Source organism: Bacillus coreaensis, assembly GCF_050586445.1.
Lineage (GTDB): Bacteria > Bacillota > Bacilli > Bacillales > Cytobacillaceae > Robertmurraya_A > Robertmurraya_A coreaensis.
On sequence record NZ_JBOCCY010000005.1, the window covers coordinates 224,227 to 244,006 of the forward strand.

Below are 19,780 nucleotides of genomic sequence, written 5' to 3' on the forward strand. Positions count from 1 at the left end.
CCGGCAATTACGCCAGAGCCTCTTTCCTTCATTATGATTGCATTGCTTCCTGATCACGTTTTGCTTGAAATTCTGCGGCAATTTGATCGATTTCCTTTTTAAGCTCTTCAACCATTGTTGCTTCAGGCACTTTACGAACAATTTCCCCTTTACGGAATAAAAGGCCTTCGCCACGAGCCCCCGCTATACCAATATCGGCTTCTCTAGCTTCTCCAGGACCATTTACCGCACAGCCCAATACTGCCACTTTAATGGGTACTTTAATCTGCTGAATGTACTCCTCTACCTCGTTTGCGATCGAAATTAAGTCAATTTCAATTCTACCACATGTTGGACAAGAAATAAGTGTTGCCGCATTTGAAGATAAACCAAATGATTTTAATAATTCACGGGCAACCTTCACTTCTTCTACAGGGTCAGCACTAAGTGAAATTCGAACGGTGTTGCCAATTCCCTTGCTTAAGATCGCTCCCAAACCTGCTGCACTTTTTACAGTACCTGCAAACAAAGTTCCTGATTCAGTAATTCCAAGATGTAAAGGATAATCGAACGCTCTTGCTGCTTTATCATAGGCTTCAATCGCTAGATTTACATCGGATGCCTTCATACTAACGATGATATCGTGAAAGTCGAGGTCTTCTAAAATTTTGATATGGTGTAAGGCACTTTCTACCATCCCATCAGCTGTTGGGTACCCATATTTCTCTAATATTCTTTTCTCTAACGAACCAGCATTGACACCAATTCGAATGGGAATGCCCTTTTCTTTAGCCGCTTTAACAACTGCCTCCACCTTTTCGCGACGACCAATATTACCGGGATTAATACGGATTTTATCCGCACCTCCCTCAATGGCTTTTAGAGCTAGTTTGTAATCAAAGTGGATATCTACCACTAGAGGTATATTAATTCTTTTTTTAATTTCAGAAATCGCGTTTGCGGCTCTTTCATCAGGACAAGCAACACGCACGATTTGACAACCGGCTTCTTCTAGCCTCTTTATTTCAGCAACCGTGGCCTCAACATCATGTGTTTTTGTAGTAGTCATGCTTTGAATAACAACTTCATTATTTCCACCAATAGTTAAAGGTCCGACTTTAATGGGACGAGTTTTTGTACGATGTATAATTTCACTCAACAGTGATTCTCTCCTTTTGAAAAAAAGATCTAAATTAATCTTAGTACTTTCCTATTGAACATTGTAACAATGAACGTTAAAGGTGACAAGAATCTTGATGCCGGGAAAAAGTCTCCATTATTGTGAGATGCTATCGGACTTGCTGTAATCAGGAAATAGGTATATCTTTCCGGCATGAATTTCCTCTGGTTTTTTGCCTTCATTTAATATGATAAAATCATTTACTACTTTTTCAATTGGAACGGGTATTGCTCCCTCTAGTTGTGCCTCTATGATCGAAAGAACAGTATCTCCTTGTTCCACTGTTTTACTAAAAGAGGCAATAACAGTCTCTTCTGTGTGATTGACTTTAGAATCTACTTTAATGGATTCTATCGTTTTGTTGTTTGTGTTTGGTATTGTACCTATACTTAAGTCCACATATATGATATATACAATAAGAGTAACTAGTAGAGAAACGAAGAGACGTTTCATGGACGATTCTCCTTATTAGTAGAGTTACTCTATTTATATGCAGTAGATAGATTGATAGTACAAATAAAAAAGAAAAACGCGTAAAATCGCGTTTTTCTTTTATTGCTTAGCTTTCTGAGGGATTTCTCGTACTGTTAAATATAACATAATGATAGAAACGAACCAATTAATTAGGAAACCGTTAGGAACGTTCGTTTGAAAAGCTTCCATTATCGTAAAGAAAATAGTAGGGAGAGTCACGCTATAAGCTGATAGTCTCCATAATTGACGATATGGTAGATTACGACTGGTTACATTCTTAATAAATAGGCCGAACAATGCAAGAATGGTAATTTCAATAAATTTGATTCCACTTGAAAAAATATAAATGGCAAGTGCAAGGACGGGAATAATAACTGATAATAAACCGTCAACGGAATGAATCACTTCCAAAATACTATCCTTCGTAATGTTTAGGTCGGTTAAAGTTGAATAGTCGTAAGTGTCGAGCGTTCCTCCAGCAATAAGTACAAACTCATTCTGAAGAAGAGCAAAGGCATTCTCATAACCCTCTAAATCGTTCTCACTAACTTCACCTGTAGAATCAAAAATAATGGTAAAATCAGTATCCTCAATATAGATCGGTTCCTCTTGGTCTGCTGAGAGTTCCCCATTTTCTATTGAAAAATCAGGAAGTTCATTATCTACTGTGTGGGCGGCTGTCTCAATTCCATTATTTATAGCTGAACTTACATAGCTAACGGTTGGGATAACAGAAACGAGAGTTAGTAGAAAGACATAAAGAATGGTTTTTCCAATACCTTGGAATCTTGTTTTAGCAATGTCTTTCGGGGAGTAGAGACTTTTAAATAATTGCTGAAATATGTTCATGACGCATGACACACACCTTTCTATGTAATCCTTCATTATTTTATCGTTATATGGCTTTGTTGTCCAAATTAACACGATTAGTTAAAAAATAGGAATTTGTTTTGTAACATAATTGTAACATTACTATCCTTTTGTTAAGGCATTGTAAATTTAAAGATAATAATATTTACTTTTTCCTTTACGTTACACATAATGATTAAGGGTTTTTAAGAAAAATGTCGAAAAAAGTGTAGGGGTTGAAATACTTGGAATTAAATATTCAACAAATGATTTTTGAGTTTTTAGGTGGCCTTGGAATTTTCTTATTTGGTATCAAGTTTATGGGGGATGGGTTACAAAAGTCGGCAGGAGACAAATTAAGAGATATTCTTGATCGATTTACAACCAATCCTTTCATGGGTGTGTTAGCAGGGATTATTGTTACAGTGCTAATCCAAAGTAGTTCGGGTACTACGGTTATTACGGTTGGGTTAGTTAGTGCTGGTTTTATGACATTGCGACAAGCAATCGGTGTCATCATGGGGGCAAACATCGGTACAACCGTTACGGCATTTATCATTGGTATAGATATTGGTGAATATGCGCTTCCAATTATTGCTCTTGGTTCAATCCTTATATTCTTCTTTAAAAGCAATAAAACAACAAGCATTGGACAAATTATTTTTGGTTTCGGTGCATTGTTTTATGGATTAGAGTTAATGAGTGGTGGGATGAAGCCGCTAAGAAGCTTAGAGGCCTTTCACGAGTTAACCGTTAATATGAGTTCTAATCCTATTTTGGGTGTTGTGATTGGAACGGTATTTACCGTTATTGTACAAAGTTCTAGTGCAACGATTGGAATATTACAGGGCCTATATGCCGAAAATCTAATTAACATTGATGCGGCATTACCTGTATTGTTTGGTGATAATATTGGAACAACAATAACAGCTGTATTAGCATCAATTGGTGCATCGGTTGCAGCAAGAAGAGCGGCTGCCACGCATGTGCTATTTAATCTAATTGGTACAGCCATCTTTATGATTTTACTGGTTCCTTTTACAAAAGTTATCACATCTTTACAAGGTGCTTTAAATTTAAATGAAGAAATGACGATTGCCTTTGCTCATGGTATCTTCAATACGACAAATACAATTATTCAATTTCCGTTTATTGGTTTACTTGCGCTTATTGTGATCAAGCTAATACCAGGTGATGACTCTCTAATTGATTACAAATCGAAGCATTTAGACCCTAACTTTATTAAACAGTCTCCTTCTATTGCTTTAGGACAAGCAAAGGAAGAAGTTTTGAGAATGGGACAATTTGCCATTAAAGGGTTAGAGGAAACAAGTAATTTTGTGAATTCTAAGCAGAACAAGCATGCTGAATCGGCGTATCAGTTAGAAAGTGCAATAAATAATCTTGACCGAAAAATTACTGATTATTTAGTGCAGCTGGCTACAAGCCCTCTCTCAACAAATGATTCAGAAGAGCATACAACACTAATGGATACGGTTCGTGATATTGAGAGAATAGGGGACCATTTCGAAAATATTGTTGAGCTTGTAGAATATCAAAATTCAAATAAAGTGAAAATTACAGACAGTGCAATGAAAGATTTAGAGGAAATGTTTGCTTTAACGATCTCTACTGTTCAAGAAGCACTTCAATCTCTTGATCATAAAGACTTGGATGCGGCTCGTCATGTGGTTGAAAAAGAAAATCAAATTGATAAAATGGAAAGAACTCTTCGTAAGCAGCATATACTTCGTTTGAATGAAGGAAAGTGCTCCGGTTCAGCTGGAATTGTGTTTGTTGATATTATTAGCAATCTAGAACGTATCGGTGATCATGCTGTAAATATTGCAGAAGCAGTTCTTGGAGTAAGACATTCTTAAAAAAACAAGGGGACTTCCCTTGTTTTTTTGTACAGAGGTGACAAGATGGAACTAGTGTATTGGCTTATTATTGTATTGTTATTTCTAGTTTCTTTTGTAGGTTTGATTTATCCGATCATTCCAGGTGTGCTATTTTTGGTTGGCGGTTTTATCCTTTACGGCTTTTTATTCTCCTTTGAACCTTTTAATTGGTTGTTTTGGAGCATTCAAAGTTTATTTGTCCTCTTATTATTTGGCGCAGATTATTTAGCGAATTTATTTGGAGTGAAAAAATTCGGAGGCTCAAAAGCTGGAATTTGGGGAAGTACAATTGGTTTATTAATAGGTCCCTTTATTATCCCAATTCTAGGAATTATATTAGGGCCCTTTATTGGTGCGGTTATTGCAGAGCTTCTGATCAATAAAAGAGGGTTAAGTGAATCCTTGAAAGTTGGTGTTGGGTCGGTAGTCGGGTTTATTAGTAGCGTGATTACAAAAGGACTTATTCAATTATTTATGATTGTCTATTTTGTCTTTGTGGTTCTATAAACTAGAAAGAGAAAAGAGCTTATGAGCCCTTTTCTCTTTTAGTTTAACCCGCATATTTCATGGGGGCAGTTTTGACAATCTACTTCTTGCTTTAAATAGGCTAAATTTTTCACGGTAAACTTCTGTTGATCATAGGATATTACATCTAGTTCCCTAAGTTCCTTTAGCATGCGCTGTATGACTTCTCTTGTTCCATACGTAAGACTTGCCAGTTCCTGGTGGGTGAGTGGTAAGTCAATTAAAATTCCTTTATCAGTCATTATTCCGTAACTATTACAAAGTCGAATTAAGATACTATAAAGTCCACCTTTTTTTCCATTCATAATGAGATCCTGACACTTCATTTGAGCTTTTAAATATCTAGTGCTGAGCCAAGATGTCAATGCACTCAGGACGCGAGGTGAACTCATCGCAAACTTTTCGAACTCTTCTCTTTTGATTATAAGAAATTCACAATCTGAAATGGTTTTTGCAAAAAAGTGATAAATCGGATTTGTTTTAAATAATTGGTATTCAATGATTAATTCTTCTCCATTAAGAATTTTAATAATAAATTCTTTTCCTCTCATATGAACTCTTCCAAGAGACAAACTTCCCTGTAAAAGAATATAAATATGACTCACAGAATCTCTTTCATTAAATATGGTAGTACCTGATTTTATTTTCTGTATATTTTCTTTATCTATAAATTCTTGTATGAGTAAGCTATATAATGAAACATTTATTTCATTCATGTAATACCCGCCCTTTCCTCTCCTCTCTTTGATTTAATAAAAATACATAAAGAGTGTCAATAACGTACCGTCCTTTAAAAAGAACAATCCATAACTACTATGACTTAAATCATTGACATGACGCTAATATTTACAATTTTGACAAATTATCGAAACATCAGAAATGGTATGATAAAAGGAAGAGATATCATCCAGTTTTGCGAATATTTCTCTCCAAAAGGGGTAATGTAAATCTGTTGGCTTAAGCTTAATATTTGAACAAAGTTGCCAAGTTTGGTAATCTTAAGTTAATAACTTTAGGAATATCCAAATGTTAAAAATGAAAGGGTTTTTCTAAAGAAAAAATCATTATACATATTTAGGAGGAGTTATTCATGGCATTCGAATTACCGCAACTACCTTATGCTTACGACGCTCTAGAACCACATATCGACAAGGAAACAATGAACATTCACCACTCAAAGCATCACAACACTTACGTAACCAACTTGAATAATGCTTTAGCTGGAAATGAAGAATTACTGTCAAAATCAGTTGAAGAAGTAATTGCTAATCTTGATGCAGTACCTGAAGCAGCTCGCACTGCAGTACGTAACAACGGTGGAGGTCACGCTAACCACACATTGTTCTGGCAAATCTTATCTCCAAATGGTGGTGGAGAGCCTACTGGTGATCTTCTAGCTGCAATTAATGCAAAGTTTGGAAATCTTGATAGCTTTAAAGAGGAATTTGCAAAGGCTGCTACAACTCGTTTTGGTTCTGGTTGGGCTTGGCTTGCGGTAAATAACGGAGAACTAGAAGTGACAAGCACACCAAATCAAGACTCTCCATTAATGGAAGGGAAAACGCCAATCCTTGGCCTTGATGTGTGGGAGCATGCTTACTACTTAAAATTCCAAAACCGTCGTCCAGACTATATCAATACTTTCTGGAACGTTGTAAATTGGGATGAAGTTGCAAAGAGATATACTGAAGCGAAATAAGTAACAAGTAACGACGTGGATCATACCACGTCGTTTTTGTTTATTTTGTACATAATTAAGGTGAGCTTGTTGAAAACTACCCTTAGATATGAAGGGGAGTTTCTATTCATGAGTAAAGTTAAAAAATTAATTGGTGACATCGATCTGACAAAGGATTTGCTTTTGCTTTTGTTAATCGGAGGTCTGTATTCCTTAAGTGTTGCTTTATCCAATACATTTGTAAATATTTATTTATGGAAACAATCCGGTGATTTTAAAGATTTAGCTATTTATAACCTCTCAGTTGTTGTTCTCCAACCTTTAACATTTATCCTAGCAGGCAGATGGGCTAAAAAGATTGACCGAGTAATCGTTTTACGTATTGGAGTCATTTTTTTAGCCATTTTCTACCTAACCGTTTTAACAATAGGAACCAATGCTTCGCAATTTTTAGTTGTGTTAGGAGGATTACTAGGAATTGGTTATGGTTTTTACTGGCTGGCCTTTAATGTGCTGACCTTTGAAGTTACGGAGCCAGAAACAAGAGATTTCTTTAATGGCTTTTTGGGAATTCTGTCTTCTGTTGGAGGAATGATCGGTCCTATTGCTGCTGGAACTGTGATATCAAAACTAGAGAATTTCACTGGCTATTCTGTTATCTTTGCTACATCCTTAGGGTTATTTTCTGTTGCGGTTATTTTAAGTTTTTTCTTAAAGAGAAGGCCTGCGAATGGAAGATACATGTTTCTAAGGATTTTACAAGAGAGAAAAAACAACTTTAATTGGAGGCAAATTACAAACGCACATTTTGTCCAAGGAATGAGAGAAGGAACGTTTGTCTTTGTCATTTCGGTCTTTGTATTTATTACGACAGGAAGCGAAATGGCACTTGGTACCTTTGGATTAGTGAATTCAGGTATTGCTTTTATTGGGTATTACTTTGCTTCACGTTGGATTAAAAAACAACATCGAAAAAAAGCTATTCTTCTCGGTGGTATCCTATTGTATTTAGCTATTTTGTTATTAGTATTTAACCTCACTTATACAAAGCTTTTAATTTACGCATCGATTATTGCTATTGCATACCCGATGCTGTTGGTCCCATATTTATCGATGACTTACGATGTAATCGGTAAAGGCTGGAATGCTGCAGAAATGAGAATTGAATATATAGTGGTCAGAGAAATTTTTCTGAATTCGGGAAGAATAGTCTCAATTCTTATCTTTTTAATGGCTGTATCATTTTTTGATCCAAAGGCAAGTATCCCAATCCTTTTATTATTGATCGGATCAGGTCATAGTCTAATTTATTTTTTTATTAGGAAAATTGAATTTCATTGATCCTAACGCCTCTCCTAAAATTGAATTTTGGGAGGGGTGCTGAAATGAGGTGAAGACATGCATCAGCAGGAAAAGAAGAAAAAAAAGAAGAGAAAGCAGCTACCTGTTCGGTTAAATATGCTGTTTTTTTTCGTGTTTTTGCTCTTTTCCATTCTTGTCCTTCGTCTTGGCTTTATCCAAATTGTCTATGGAGAAGATTATCGTAGGGAGATAGAAAGAACCGAGGATGTTACTATCAATCATCCGGTTCCAAGAGGTCGTATGTACGATAGAAACTTTAGAATGATAGTGGACAATGCCCCTCAAAAGGCAATCGCTTATATAAACCAGGGACATGGACCTAAAGAAATGTTACAGGTTGCAGAGAGATTGGCTTCAATTATTACAATGGATTATAGCAGGATTTCCGATCGAGACAAAAAAGAGTATTGGGTGATGCGTTTCCCTGATAAAGCAGAAAACAAGTTGCAGGAAAAAGAAAGGAAAACATTAAAAAAAGGACTAACCAACCAGGAGTGGAATAAAAAGATTTACCAAATAACGCTAGAACGTATAACGCAAAGTGATATCGAACAATTCAAAGAACAAGATTTAGAGATTATATCCATATGGAAGGAATTAAGAAACAGTACGGAATTTACTCCTCAAGTGATAAAAAATAAAGATGTCTCAGATAAAGAGTTTGCAGAAGTAAGTGAGAGCCTGCAATCCTTACCTGGTATAGAAACGATAACTGATTGGGAGAGAGTCTATAAGTTTAACAATACGTTAAAAACAGTCCTTGGAAAAGTGACTGACACAAAGGAAGGAATACCAAGAGATCATCTGGATTATTATGTTGCAAGAGAGTATAACCGTAATGACCGGGTTGGCAAAAGTTATATTGAATATCAGTACGAAGACGTCCTTAGCGGGCAAAAATCTAAGATTAAGAAGGTCACAAACAAATCTGGAGAAATAATTGAGTCACAGACTATATCTGAAGGTGAGCAAGGGAATGACCTTATATTAAGTATCGATATGGAATTGCAACTAGCCGTCGAAAAAATAATTGAAGACGTTCTTATGAAAACGAAGGCAAACAACAAGGATACCGAGTTTTTAGACCGAGCATTTGTCGTCTTAATGGATCCTCGTACAGGGGAAGTTTTAACGATGGCTGGAAAGTTATTGGTGCAAAATGATGATGGGAACTATGAAGCAGAAGATTTTTCATTAGGAAATATTACTACTTCCTATAATGTCGGTTCGACAGTAAAAGGTGCAACAATTTTGACAGGTTATCAACGGGGAGTATTAAAGCCTAGAACCGTACTAGTTGATGCCCCTATGAAAATTAAAGGAACACCTGTGAAGAAATCATGGCAGAATTTTGGTCCGATAGATGATGTATACGCCTTAAGAAGATCTTCTAATGTGTACATGTTTCATACCGCAATAAAGATTGGAAAAGGTCATTATGCATATGATAAACCATTAATTTTAGAACCGAATACCTTTCATATTGTTCGCGATTCCTTCGGTCAATTTGGACTTGGAACTAGAACTGGAATTGATCTTCCCAATGAAACCATCGGGTATAAAGGGACAAGCTCAAAGCCCGGATTTTTATTGGATTTAGTGATCGGGCAATATGATACATACACACCCATGCAGCTTGCACAATATGTAAGTACAATCGCCAATGGAGGAAATCGGTTACAGCCAAGAATGGTGAAGGAGATACGGCAAACGAATCTCCAAAATATACATGCTCCTGGGACACTCGTGCGGGAAATTAAGCCAAAAATACTTAATCGAATTGATGTTAATGAGTCGAATATGAAGAGGGTTCAAGAGGGCTTTCGCCAAGTCATGCAGCATCCGTTAGGAACGGCTTATAAAGAATTTAAGGATGCTGCCTATTCACCAGCTGGAAAAACGGGAACCGCACAGGCCTTTTATGACGGGCCTTCAAGGCATTTATATAAAGAGCCGCCAGCCGTTATGAATTTGAGCCTAGTGGCGTATGCACCTTCCGACAATCCTGAGATTTCAATGGCTGTTGTTGTCCCGTGGGTTTATACAGGGGAAAAAGGACCTTCTCCTAATTTGGAAATAGGGAGAAAAGTGTTAGATACGTACTTTCAATTAAAGAGAGCAAAGTAATACTATGCCCAAATTCCGACAGGTTCACACACATTTCTACTTAATTTACAAAACCTTTACAAACGATTAAAACCCTTTTAACAGTTCAGTATTATTGTATTACTTGTAGGACAGAATAAAACAAACCTTAATTCTTAGGAGGAATTCCCGAATGAAAAAAATCAAGAAACTCAGCCTACTTTTAATGCTAGCAGCTGTTATGTCCATTATTGCTGCTTGTGGTGGCGGAGAAGAAGATGCTACTGAAGGTACTGATGGTGCTGAAGGTACTGGAGAAACAGCCGAATTAGAAGGATCTGTAGTGATTGATGGTTCAGGTACAGTATATCCATTCATGGTTGAAATGGCTGAACAATATATGACGAATGCTCAAGAAAACGTTTCTGTTGAAGTTGGACGTGCAGGTACATCTGCAGGATTCAAGAAGTTCTTAGTTGAAGACGGAACAGATTTCAACGATGCTTCTCGTCAAATTAAGGAAGAAGAAGCTGCAACTGCTGAAGAATTAGGAATTGAAGTTCAAGAAATGAAAGTTGCTTTAGATGGTTTAACATTTGTAGTCAATCCAGATAATGATTGGGCAACAGAACTTACTCAAGATGAAGTAAAACAAATTTTCTTAGGTGAAAAGAAAAACTGGTCAGATATTCGTCCAGATTTCCCGAATGAGCCAATCGTAACAATGGGTCCTAACGAAAACCACGGAACATACGAATTTTTCTGGGAAAAAATTCTTGAAGAGCAAGACTTGGTTGAAGGTGTAAACCTACAGCAAGACTATTCAACTCTTGTAGATTTAGTTTCTAAAGAAAAGAACGCTATTGCTTTCTTCGGATATGGTTATTACGAAAACAACAAAGATAAGATCCAAGCAGTAAAGGTAGACTTTGGTAACGGTGCGGTTGAGCCTACTTTAGAAACAATCGGTGAAGGTGAAGAATTTGCATACTCTCCATTCACACGTCCAGTATTCACTTACTTAAATGTGAACATGGCGAAAGAAAAGCCACAAGTGTTGGATTATGCAATCTATACAATGAACAATGCTCAAGAAGTTGCAAAAATCACTGGATTCGCTCCTTTAACAGACGAAGAAGTGGAAGCAACAATCAGTACTCTTGAAGGATTAAAATAATAAACAAGGTATTCAGATACCAATCTGACGTACTAAAGAAGATGAGATGGGTTCATTCTCATCTTCTTAGCTGTTTAAAATTAGAATAAAATGAGTCATTCTTTGCATGATAAGGATGATAGGGTTTGGATGAAAGGGGTTTTATCCTTGGGAAAAGATGTAACAAGGGAATCAAACACGGTCAGTGTTCGAGAGATGATTGCGAAAAACAAGCAATCTGTTAGTACGGCTAGTATTTTAGAGGGGTTAATGCCTAAAATACTACTTACCATTGCTATTATTTCTATTTTAACAACTATAGGTATTGTACTAACCTTATTAACAGAAACCATTGCGTTTTTTAGAGAGGTCTCCTTTGTGGAGTTTTTTACTGGCACAGTCTTAAAACCACTTGGTGAAAGTGCACAGTTTGGTGTTTTGCCATTACTAACTGCTACTATCATATCTTCTGCTATAGCTATGTTCGTAGCAATTCCTATTGGATTAATGACAGCTGTGTACTTAAGTGAGTATGCGTCGGAGAGAGTTAGAAAATTACTAAAACCAATGTTAGAAATCCTAGCAGGTATTCCAACGATTGTATATGGTTTCTTTGCTTTTACATTTGTGACTCCCCTATTAACAAAGCTTATACCTACACTTGAGCCTACCAATATCCTCAGTCCGGGTATAGTTATGGGGATTATGATTATTCCAATGGTTGCTTCTCTTTCGGAAGACGCAATGAGCTCCGTACCTAATGCAATGAGGGAAGGAGCCTTAGGATTAGGGTCGACAAAATTTGAAGTAACTTGGAAGGTAGTCGTTCCCGCTGCTATATCTGGAATTGTTGCTTCATTTGTTCTCGGAATTTCCCGTGCAATTGGTGAAACGATGATCGTAACAATAGCAAGTGGAAGTAACAAAGTCTTCACATTTGATATTACCCAATCCATGCAAACAATGACTGCATATATAGTAGAAGTTACAGGAGGAGATGCTCCTGCAGGTTCCACGCTTTATTACAGTCTTTACGCAGTGGCAATGACTTTATTTGTTTTTACACTAGTCATGAATTTAATTGCCCAGTATATCTCTCGTAAGTTTAGGGAGGAATATTAAGATGAAATACGTTGATACAAATCAAGTTCAAAAAAAGATGACATCACGTTTACTTACTAATCGTATAGCAAAAACATTGTTTCTTTTAGCTACCTTATTTGGATTACTTGTTTTAGTTGTACTAATTTATCGTGTAGTTGCACAGAGTCTTGGCTGGATAGATTTTGACTTTTTAAATAACAGACTTTCTACAAACGCAGAGAGAGCCGGTATTAAGGGAGCAATAATGGGTACCTTGTGGCTAATGCTAGTGGTCGCACCAGTAACATTAATCTTAGGGGTAGGTACTGCCATTTATTTAGAGGAATATGCAAAAAAGGGGCGTTTACAAGCCTTTATACAAATGAATATTTCTAATCTAGCCGGAGTTCCTTCTATCGTTTTTGGAATTTTGGGATTAACAATCTTTGTAAGAGGATTAAATTTAGGTGCAGTAGTTTTAGCCGGAGGCTTCACAATGGCTTTATTAGTTCTTCCTGTAGTAGTAGTGGCAAGTCAAGAAGCCATTCGTGCGGTTCCTCAGTTCTTAAGGGAAGCTTCTTATGGAATGGGAGCGACGAAATGGCAAACGATTAAAAACGTAGTTTTACCTGCTGCACTACCAGGGATTTTAACTGGAGTTATTTTAGCATTATCCCGTGCAATTGGTGAAACAGCACCACTTGTAGTAATTGGTATTCCAGCATTTATTATTCCACTACCTGAAGGTCTTTTAGATAAATTTACGGTCATGCCACTGCAAATTTATTACTGGACTATTGATTCAGCTTTAGTAGATGAATATGCAAACCTAGCGGCTGCAACAATTGTTGTTCTATTATTGGTTTTATTCATAATGAACTCAATAGCGGTGTTAATAAGAAACAAATTTCAAAGAAGATTTTAATTGGGTGGAGGGGTTTTACGATGGTCGTTTCAACATATAGTGAAAATAAAACAGCGGAAGAATCTAGTGATAATATGAGTGTAAACAAAGCAAGCAAGAAAAGCCTTGCTTATCAAACGAAGGATTTGAACCTTTGGTACGGTACAGATCATGCATTAAAAAACATTAACCTTGATATAAATGAGAGGGAAGTAACAGCTATCATTGGTCCTTCAGGATGTGGGAAGTCAACATTTATCAAAACGTTAAATCGAATGGTTGAACTGATTCCCGTAGTAAAAATTTCTGGAGATATCATGTATCGTGAAAGAAGTATACTAGATAAATCATATAAAGTGGAAGATTTACGAACAAATGTAGGAATGGTTTTCCAAAAACCAAATCCATTCCCAAAATCCATTTATGAAAATATTGCATATGGACCTAAAATTCATGGAATTCGCAATAAAAAAGTACTTGATGAGATCGTTGAAAAGAGCTTGCGTGGTGCAGCTATCTGGGATGAAGTAAAGGATCGTTTGAATGAAAATGCGTACGGTCTATCCGGTGGTCAGCAACAACGTCTTTGTATTGCACGCTGTTTAGCCATTGAGCCAGATGTTATTTTAATGGATGAACCAACGTCAGCCCTTGACCCAATTTCAACTCTTAAAGTAGAGCAACTGGTTCAAGAGCTTAAAAAGGAATATAGTATTATAATTGTTACACATAATATGCAGCAAGCTGCACGTATTTCGGATAAAACGGCATTTTTCTTAAATGGAGAAGTAATTGAATTTGACGATACGAATAAAATATTCTCAACTCCTTCTGATCAACGTACAGAAGACTATATTACTGGTCGCTTCGGATAAATACTCAAAACAAACGATTTGATTGTTAACAATACCAATCGGACATGAAAGGAAGACAAATATGGTTGTACGTGAAAAATTTCATTTTGATCTTAAGGAACTTCAGAATAAGTTGATGGAACTTGGTGAGTTCGCTGATCATGCATTAAGCGAAGCAATTAAAGCATTAGAAACTAAGAACGTGGAACTCGCTTTAGAAATTATGGAGAATGATACAAGAGCAGATGTCTTGTATGAAGAAATTAACGACTTTGCTATTCTTTTAATTGCAAAGCAACAGCCTGTGGCGATTGACTTACGTCGAATCATTGTTGCCATTAAAATCGCAACAGATATCGAGCGGATTGCCGATTTTGCCGTAAACGTTGCTAAATCAGCTATTCGAATTGGTAGTGAGGAACATGTTAAGCCGATTGTTCGTATTAGAGAAATGTATGAGGTTACCTCTAAAATGTTGAAGCTTTCGTTAGAATCTTTCATCGAAGAAGATGTGCAAAAAGCAAAACAAGTGGCGGATATGGATGATGAGGTTGATCATTTATACGGTCAAACGATACAGGAACTATTAAGAATTAATCAGGAAAAGCCAGAGTTTTTGGCGCAAATTACACAACTATCGTTTACTTGCCGTTACTTAGAAAGAGCGGCGGACCATGTGACCAATATTGCTGAACACACGTTTTATCTTGTTAAAGGTAGACACTATGATTTAAATGAGTAATATAAAAAGCTGAAGAGATTATCTTCAGCTTTTTGTTATGATCTTTGCAAGTTGTTCGTAGGTCATATCGCTTTTTACTACAAACTCACCTAGTTGAACTTTCGTATGATAACCCGAATTGATTAAATATTGCTCGAATTCAAAGGCATCAGTGATGATTCCTGCGTCCTTTAAAAGGGTGGCAATCTCACTTGATTGCATACCACTAATAATGTTAAGTTTGTACTCCTTAACAGCTTCTGCGGGCTGTTCTTCTTCTTTTGCTGCCTCTTCTTTCGATGTATCATTCTGTTCTGTCTCTTTTGTTTCTTCTTCAGTTGGTGTTGCTTCAGTGTCTTTTGCCTTTGCTTCTAACTCTGCATATACTTTTTCATCAACTACTTTATATCCCTTATCTTCTACTTGAGCAATTAACTCTTCATTGCTTAATTTTGCTGCTGCTCCATTGTCTCCAGAAAGATAATAATAGGACCCAAATATACAAGTGGATAAGAGGAGACCAAAAGCAAATGCTCTTAGGTGAATCTTATTCATATGTTTCTCCCCTCATAGAAAATTCATTTAAAATAATCTCAACATCCTCGATAGGAAGAGAAGATTGCTTCGCGATTTGTTCAATGGAGAGACCTTGTTGGGATAGTGACCAAACTTGATTCTTTAATATTGCATGAACTTCTCTTTTTTGAGAAGCGGTACCAGAGAAGTCTGTATCGGGTACTAGAAGTTCCTCTTCAAGAATCTTTATTTTTCTCTTCATTTGGTATAGCTCTTGAATTTGGTTTAGGGATAACTGATCGATTTCGCTCTTAAGCTCTTTCATCGGATCCTTAACAAAAAAGGATAGGACGAAGAGAAGGATTGATACAACCAATAAACTTAATAACACATATTCCATTTCTTTCACCTCTTAAAAATCAATAAAAACATTGTATCACTATATACGACAATTTTCGAATCAAAGTAAGAAGATAAGAGGGTTTTGTCGAGGGAAATGAGAAAAAAAGGTCGAAATGACTAGTTTTTCTTACAAGACTTGTAAATTTAAAAAATAAATCTTCCTATAAAGTCGGTGTGACAGGGATAAGCAGATTACGACAAAATGTGTTTATTGTGAGAGGAACCTATCAATGCTACGATGAAACTAACAAATAGGTATTTTAATTGAAAGTAAACATATACTGTTAATTTCTTAATTCTTGAGGTGCATAATGACGATTGTTTCCAATACATTGGCTAAAACAAAGGAAAAGGACGGGATACACACTCAATTTATTGCTAAAGACAAGCTTTTCGTATGTTGGTATACATCACCACTAAAATTGGACGTTATACAACGCTTTTTTAAAGATTCTATAAAAGATCAGATTGTGAGAGTGTATGACGTTTCCAAACAACTACGTGATAATGAGGTAACTTCACCTTACCTAGATATAAGAGTTCCCCAACAACAAAACTATTGGACGTTAAAAGGACTAAAGGAAAACAAAGTATATTTACTAGAATTAGGGTTTTTACTGGAAGATCAATACTTCCCCGTTCATCGGTCTGATTGTATTCAAATAGAACAAACAGATTTCATTGAAAAACCAAAAACACTGGTAAGAAATTCACGAGGCTGGAATGAATATGTAAGTACATACAGCTTTTATGAAAATGTAAAGGAAAGTGAGTGGGAACGTGAACAATAAGAAAATTCTTATGCTTTCATGGGAGTACCCTCCTAATGTTGTTGGAGGCTTGTCCAGACATGTGGAAGGATTAGCTAAAGCATTAACCTCAATTGGCTATCAGATCCATATCATAACGACTTGGATTGAGGAGCTTCCTAAGTATGAAAGAATAGGAAATATAGAAATTTTTAGGGTAGTTCCTTTAAATGAGGGAGAACCCAGTTTTATTCGTTGGGTGGGTGGTTTAAACTTATCAATTATTCATCAAGCAATGGATCTTATGGAAGAACACGAATATGCTTTGATTCATGCTCATGATTGGCTCGTAGGCGCTGCTGCGGTGACATTAAAAGAGAAACGACAATTACCTTTAGTTACTACGATTCATGCTACTGAACATGGTAGGAACGAAGGCATATATACAGAAATGCAAAAGAAGATTTATGAACAAGAGAAAGAGCTTATTCATTATTCAGATAAAGTGATTATTTGCAGTACATCTATGCAAGAAGAAGTACTTCACATTTTTGATATAGAGCCTCATAAAATTGTCATGATTCCCAATGGAATAGATACAAGCATTGCCAACATTATTTATAGTAAGGAAGTATTGGATAAATTCCCAATCCATCAAGAGAAAAAAATGGTGTTTTCAATTGGTAGGATGGTAAAGGAAAAAGGTTTCCATACTCTCATTGAGGCAGCGAAAGAAATGGAAAGAAGGCGACCTGATGTTTACTTCATGATTGCTGGGAAAGGTCCGATGCTCCAAGAGTTCAGACATCGAGTGGAGATGCTCGGGCTAAAAAATATATATTTTATTGGTTTTGTTACAGATGCTGAGAGAGAAGCCCTTTTTAAGCAATGTTATTTTGCTGTATTTCCAAGTTTGTATGAGCCGTTTGGGATCGTTGCGCTAGAAGCTATGGCCTATTCGAAACCAACAATTGTATCAAATGTTGGAGGTCTAAAGAGTATTATCTATCATTTACACACAGGTTTATTAATGAGCAGCAATGATCCAAAGAGTTTTATTGAGCAGGCAACAATTCTTTTAGACAATGAAGAACTTGCTATTCAACTAGGTGAGAGTGGGAAAGAAATGGTTGAGGCTATGTATAGCTGGAAAAGAATTGCGGAGGATACACACCGAGTTTTCGAAGAAACAGTTTTGTAGATTAGGTTATAACTAAGTTCACACAAACAAAGGAAGTAGGGGAGAGATAAGAATGAAGGGCGTGATTTTGGCTGGTGGGAAAGGGTCCCGGATGTCGCCACTTACATTGTTAACTCCAAAACCTCTCGTACCCATTATGAATATTCCTGTAATTGATCTTTGTATCTCATGGTTAAAATCACAGGGAGTGACTGAAATAGCCATAACAATCCATCATCTAGCTACGAAAATACAAAAACATTGTGGTGACGGGAGCAAATATGGAGTAAAGCTTGTTTATTTTTATGAGACAAACCCAATGGGGACTGCAGGTGGTCTTCAAGCTTTAAAGGAGTTTATTGATGGAACATTTATTGTGATCTCTTCAGATGTGGTTAATCAATTTGATCTTCAAAAGGCTGTTACATTCCATTTTGAGTCAAGAAGTGACCTTACAGTAGTAACAACCTCGATGGCACACCCAGAGCATTATGGGATAGTCATTAAGGATAAGGAAGGAAAAGTTCGTTGCTTTTTAGAAAAGCCACCACAGCACTTAATCTTTAGTGATCAAATTAATACAGGAATTTATATTATTGAACCGTCCATATTAAACTATATTCCAAGTGACCGTCCATTCGATTTTAGCCATGATTTATTTCCTCTATTACTGCAAAAGAATGTTGCTCTTTACAGCTTTAGTTTGGAGGGCTATTGGATTGATATTGGACAGATTCATACATACCACCAAGTTCATCGAGATTATTTGTCACCCTCCTTGGGATGGGAAGAAAAAAAAGGATACAAGGAGATTAAAAAGAGTGTGTGGGTTGGTCCGAACTGCGAGATTGATCCGTTGTGTAACATTGAAGGTCCGGTTCTTATTGGTGAAGGTTCTCGACTTGAATCAAATACGGTCATCGGTGCCAATACGGTCATCGGTAAAAATTGTGTCATTGAGAGTGACTGTTTTATAGAAGATTCTATTTTATGGGACGGAGTTCAAGTTAAAAAGGATTCTCACATTGTAAATTGTGTCATTGCTTCATTTGTTGTGGTTGAAGAGGGAGCAAATATGGTAGATAATATGATGGTTTTTGGTAAGAAAGAGATACAGAGTAAATTAAATAGACATGTCATTTCCCAACCTAACGATTTTTTTGAAAATGGTTCCACCTATGAGCATGAAGATCATCCGGGTAGTGAATACAGCATGGAGAAACTTGAAACCAAAATACCATTTGATGCAATAGTGACTGTAACAAAAATTCATTGCCCATCAAACTTAAAAAGTAAAATGGTTAGAATACTTATTGAGAGTATGCTTGAAAAGACGAAGAATATTAACATTAAAGAAGGAATCAAGCTCCACTTGAGTGATAATCGTTGGGTATATATTTTTCCGTTCGAAATGGAAGAGTATATTACCATCTATACACATGCGGAGAGTATTGAAGTTGCTAGAGCAATGTCCTATGAGTGCCGTAACCAAATAACGATCTATCAAGGGGTGTAAAATGATAACAAATACGTATTTGTCAATGGAAAAGGACCCAGATAAGCACACTCCGAATATGAGAAAACAGTTTTCAACTATTCCTGGTATTTGGATAGGTGGGAATATGCACTGGATTTCAAATGGACATGAAAAATTAATTTCTTCAGAGTCGATTTCCATTCATGTTAAAGAAGAAAGTATTCATTCAAAAGTTCGTTTGTTCCAAGTATATGTCAGAAATCATAACGAAGTGGAAAAGAACATGAAGCTAGTCTTTATGAGTCGTCACCACGAAGTAGCGACTGAGCACCTTTCGTTTGTATCGCCCCTTGAAAAAGTAATTTTTCATCTTTCAGGTGAAAAAATGTTTCTAGTAAATGGGCGGTCTGAAGAAGGAACCATTCAACAAACCGTTCAGCCTCTTTGGAATATTCCAACTGACCAAATATGGGCAGATCAAAAAAAAGGAATATTAAAATATCAACCGATGGGAAAGGGAGCTGCGGCAAGTATTTTTACCCTCAATTTAACCATTCCTGCTAAAACTTTAAGAAAAGGCACCGCTTGGGTGATTCAAGGAACTGAAAAGAATTTACTTCTACATCTTAATGATACAATTTTAAAAAAACACACTAGCATTTCAAAATAAATAATGGTATTATAGAAAAGTCGTATGAACAAATA

The 19,780-nt window shown here is 36.4% G+C and carries 20 protein-coding genes; 14 read left to right on the forward strand and 6 right to left on the reverse strand.

Annotation, left to right across the window (positions count from 1 at the left end):
* Positions 1–31: 31 nt before the first annotated feature.
* The 3 genes from ispG to ACQ5H4_RS10380 all read right to left on the reverse strand — a co-directional run bounded on the left by ispG (position 32) and on the right by ACQ5H4_RS10380 (position 2,482).
* Positions 32–1,138 carry a flavodoxin-dependent (E)-4-hydroxy-3-methylbut-2-enyl-diphosphate synthase gene (gene ispG / locus ACQ5H4_RS10370; RefSeq protein WP_430774853.1) on the reverse strand — a complete coding sequence of 369 codons (1,107 nt, stop codon included), beginning with the start codon at positions 1,136–1,138 and terminating at the stop codon, positions 32–34.
* 117 nt (positions 1,139–1,255) lie between these two features.
* On the reverse strand, positions 1,256–1,612 hold the full coding sequence (locus ACQ5H4_RS10375; protein WP_430774854.1) for a hypothetical protein: 357 nt from the start codon (positions 1,610–1,612) through the stop codon (positions 1,256–1,258).
* Between the two features lie 99 nt (positions 1,613–1,711).
* Positions 1,712–2,482, reverse strand: coding sequence for a DUF1189 domain-containing protein (locus ACQ5H4_RS10380; RefSeq protein WP_430774855.1), 771 nt, complete (start codon positions 2,480–2,482; stop codon positions 1,712–1,714).
* 266 nt (positions 2,483–2,748) lie between these two features.
* Between ACQ5H4_RS10380 and ACQ5H4_RS10385 the strand changes: the two genes are divergently transcribed.
* Both ACQ5H4_RS10385 and ACQ5H4_RS10390 read left to right on the forward strand, forming a co-directional pair.
* Entirely contained in the window at positions 2,749–4,362 is a 1,614-nt protein-coding gene (locus tag ACQ5H4_RS10385; RefSeq protein ID WP_430774949.1) for a Na/Pi cotransporter family protein, read from the forward strand.
* A 45-nt stretch (positions 4,363–4,407) separates the two neighbouring features.
* Entirely contained in the window at positions 4,408–4,890 is a 483-nt protein-coding gene (locus ACQ5H4_RS10390; RefSeq protein WP_430774856.1) for a DUF456 domain-containing protein, read from the forward strand.
* 38 nt (positions 4,891–4,928) lie between these two features.
* Here the strand turns inward: ACQ5H4_RS10390 and ACQ5H4_RS10395 are convergent, their stop codons facing one another.
* Positions 4,929–5,624: a Crp/Fnr family transcriptional regulator gene (locus ACQ5H4_RS10395; RefSeq protein ID WP_430774857.1), complete on the reverse strand. Its 696-nt coding sequence runs from the start codon at positions 5,622–5,624 to the stop codon at positions 4,929–4,931.
* Between the two features lie 374 nt (positions 5,625–5,998).
* On the opposite strand from ACQ5H4_RS10395, the gene ACQ5H4_RS10400 reads away from it, so the two are divergent.
* The 8 genes from ACQ5H4_RS10400 to phoU all read left to right on the forward strand — a co-directional run bounded on the left by ACQ5H4_RS10400 (position 5,999) and on the right by phoU (position 14,772).
* Entirely contained in the window at positions 5,999–6,607 is a 609-nt protein-coding gene (locus tag ACQ5H4_RS10400; protein ID WP_430774858.1) for a superoxide dismutase, read from the forward strand.
* 108 nt (positions 6,608–6,715) lie between these two features.
* Entirely contained in the window at positions 6,716–7,927 is a 1,212-nt protein-coding gene (locus ACQ5H4_RS10405; protein ID WP_430774859.1) for an MFS transporter, read from the forward strand.
* Between the two features lie 57 nt (positions 7,928–7,984).
* Positions 7,985–10,075: a peptidoglycan D,D-transpeptidase FtsI family protein gene (locus ACQ5H4_RS10410; RefSeq protein ID WP_430774860.1), complete on the forward strand. Its 2,091-nt coding sequence runs from the start codon at positions 7,985–7,987 to the stop codon at positions 10,073–10,075.
* A 151-nt stretch (positions 10,076–10,226) separates the two neighbouring features.
* Positions 10,227–11,210 carry a PstS family phosphate ABC transporter substrate-binding protein gene (locus ACQ5H4_RS10415; protein ID WP_430774861.1) on the forward strand — a complete coding sequence of 328 codons (984 nt, stop codon included), beginning with the start codon at positions 10,227–10,229 and terminating at the stop codon, positions 11,208–11,210.
* A 129-nt stretch (positions 11,211–11,339) separates the two neighbouring features.
* On the forward strand, positions 11,340–12,311 hold the full coding sequence (gene pstC, locus ACQ5H4_RS10420) for a phosphate ABC transporter permease subunit PstC (RefSeq protein ID WP_430774862.1): 972 nt from the start codon (positions 11,340–11,342) through the stop codon (positions 12,309–12,311).
* Between the two features lies 1 nt (position 12,312).
* The gene (gene pstA / locus ACQ5H4_RS10425; RefSeq protein WP_430774863.1) at positions 12,313–13,197 is read left to right on the forward strand and encodes a phosphate ABC transporter permease PstA; all 885 of its coding nucleotides are present in this window, start codon (positions 12,313–12,315) and stop codon (positions 13,195–13,197) included.
* 74 nt (positions 13,198–13,271) lie between these two features.
* On the forward strand, positions 13,272–14,051 hold the full coding sequence (gene pstB / locus ACQ5H4_RS10430; RefSeq protein WP_430774950.1) for a phosphate ABC transporter ATP-binding protein PstB: 780 nt from the start codon (positions 13,272–13,274) through the stop codon (positions 14,049–14,051).
* A 61-nt stretch (positions 14,052–14,112) separates the two neighbouring features.
* Entirely contained in the window at positions 14,113–14,772 is a 660-nt protein-coding gene (gene phoU, locus ACQ5H4_RS10435) for a phosphate signaling complex protein PhoU (protein ID WP_430774864.1), read from the forward strand.
* 24 nt (positions 14,773–14,796) lie between these two features.
* Here the strand turns inward: phoU and ACQ5H4_RS10440 are convergent, their stop codons facing one another.
* Positions 14,797–15,306 carry a hypothetical protein gene (locus ACQ5H4_RS10440; RefSeq protein WP_430774865.1) on the reverse strand — a complete coding sequence of 170 codons (510 nt, stop codon included), beginning with the start codon at positions 15,304–15,306 and terminating at the stop codon, positions 14,797–14,799.
* Entirely contained in the window at positions 15,299–15,667 is a 369-nt protein-coding gene (locus ACQ5H4_RS10445) for a hypothetical protein (RefSeq protein WP_430774866.1), read from the reverse strand. The genes ACQ5H4_RS10440 and ACQ5H4_RS10445 overlap by 8 nt, the downstream gene beginning before the upstream one ends.
* 313 nt (positions 15,668–15,980) lie before the next feature.
* Here ACQ5H4_RS10445 and ACQ5H4_RS10450 point away from each other — a divergent pair, with 313 nt between their 5' ends.
* From ACQ5H4_RS10450 to ACQ5H4_RS10465, 4 genes are read left to right on the forward strand one after another with little or no spacing between them, the layout of a single operon-like run.
* Positions 15,981–16,460 (forward strand): DUF4912 domain-containing protein, encoded by a 480-nt coding sequence (locus ACQ5H4_RS10450; protein WP_430774867.1) that lies wholly within the window; start codon positions 15,981–15,983, stop codon positions 16,458–16,460.
* Positions 16,450–17,619, forward strand: coding sequence for a glycosyltransferase family 4 protein (locus tag ACQ5H4_RS10455; protein WP_430774868.1), 1,170 nt, complete (start codon positions 16,450–16,452; stop codon positions 17,617–17,619). The genes ACQ5H4_RS10450 and ACQ5H4_RS10455 overlap by 11 nt, the downstream gene beginning before the upstream one ends.
* A gap of 52 nt (positions 17,620–17,671) precedes the next feature.
* Positions 17,672–19,114, forward strand: coding sequence for a nucleotidyltransferase family protein (locus ACQ5H4_RS10460; RefSeq protein ID WP_430774869.1), 1,443 nt, complete (start codon positions 17,672–17,674; stop codon positions 19,112–19,114).
* A gap of 1 nt (position 19,115) precedes the next feature.
* Positions 19,116–19,745: a hypothetical protein gene (locus tag ACQ5H4_RS10465; protein ID WP_430774870.1), complete on the forward strand. Its 630-nt coding sequence runs from the start codon at positions 19,116–19,118 to the stop codon at positions 19,743–19,745.
* The last annotated feature ends 35 nt before the right edge of the window (positions 19,746–19,780 follow it).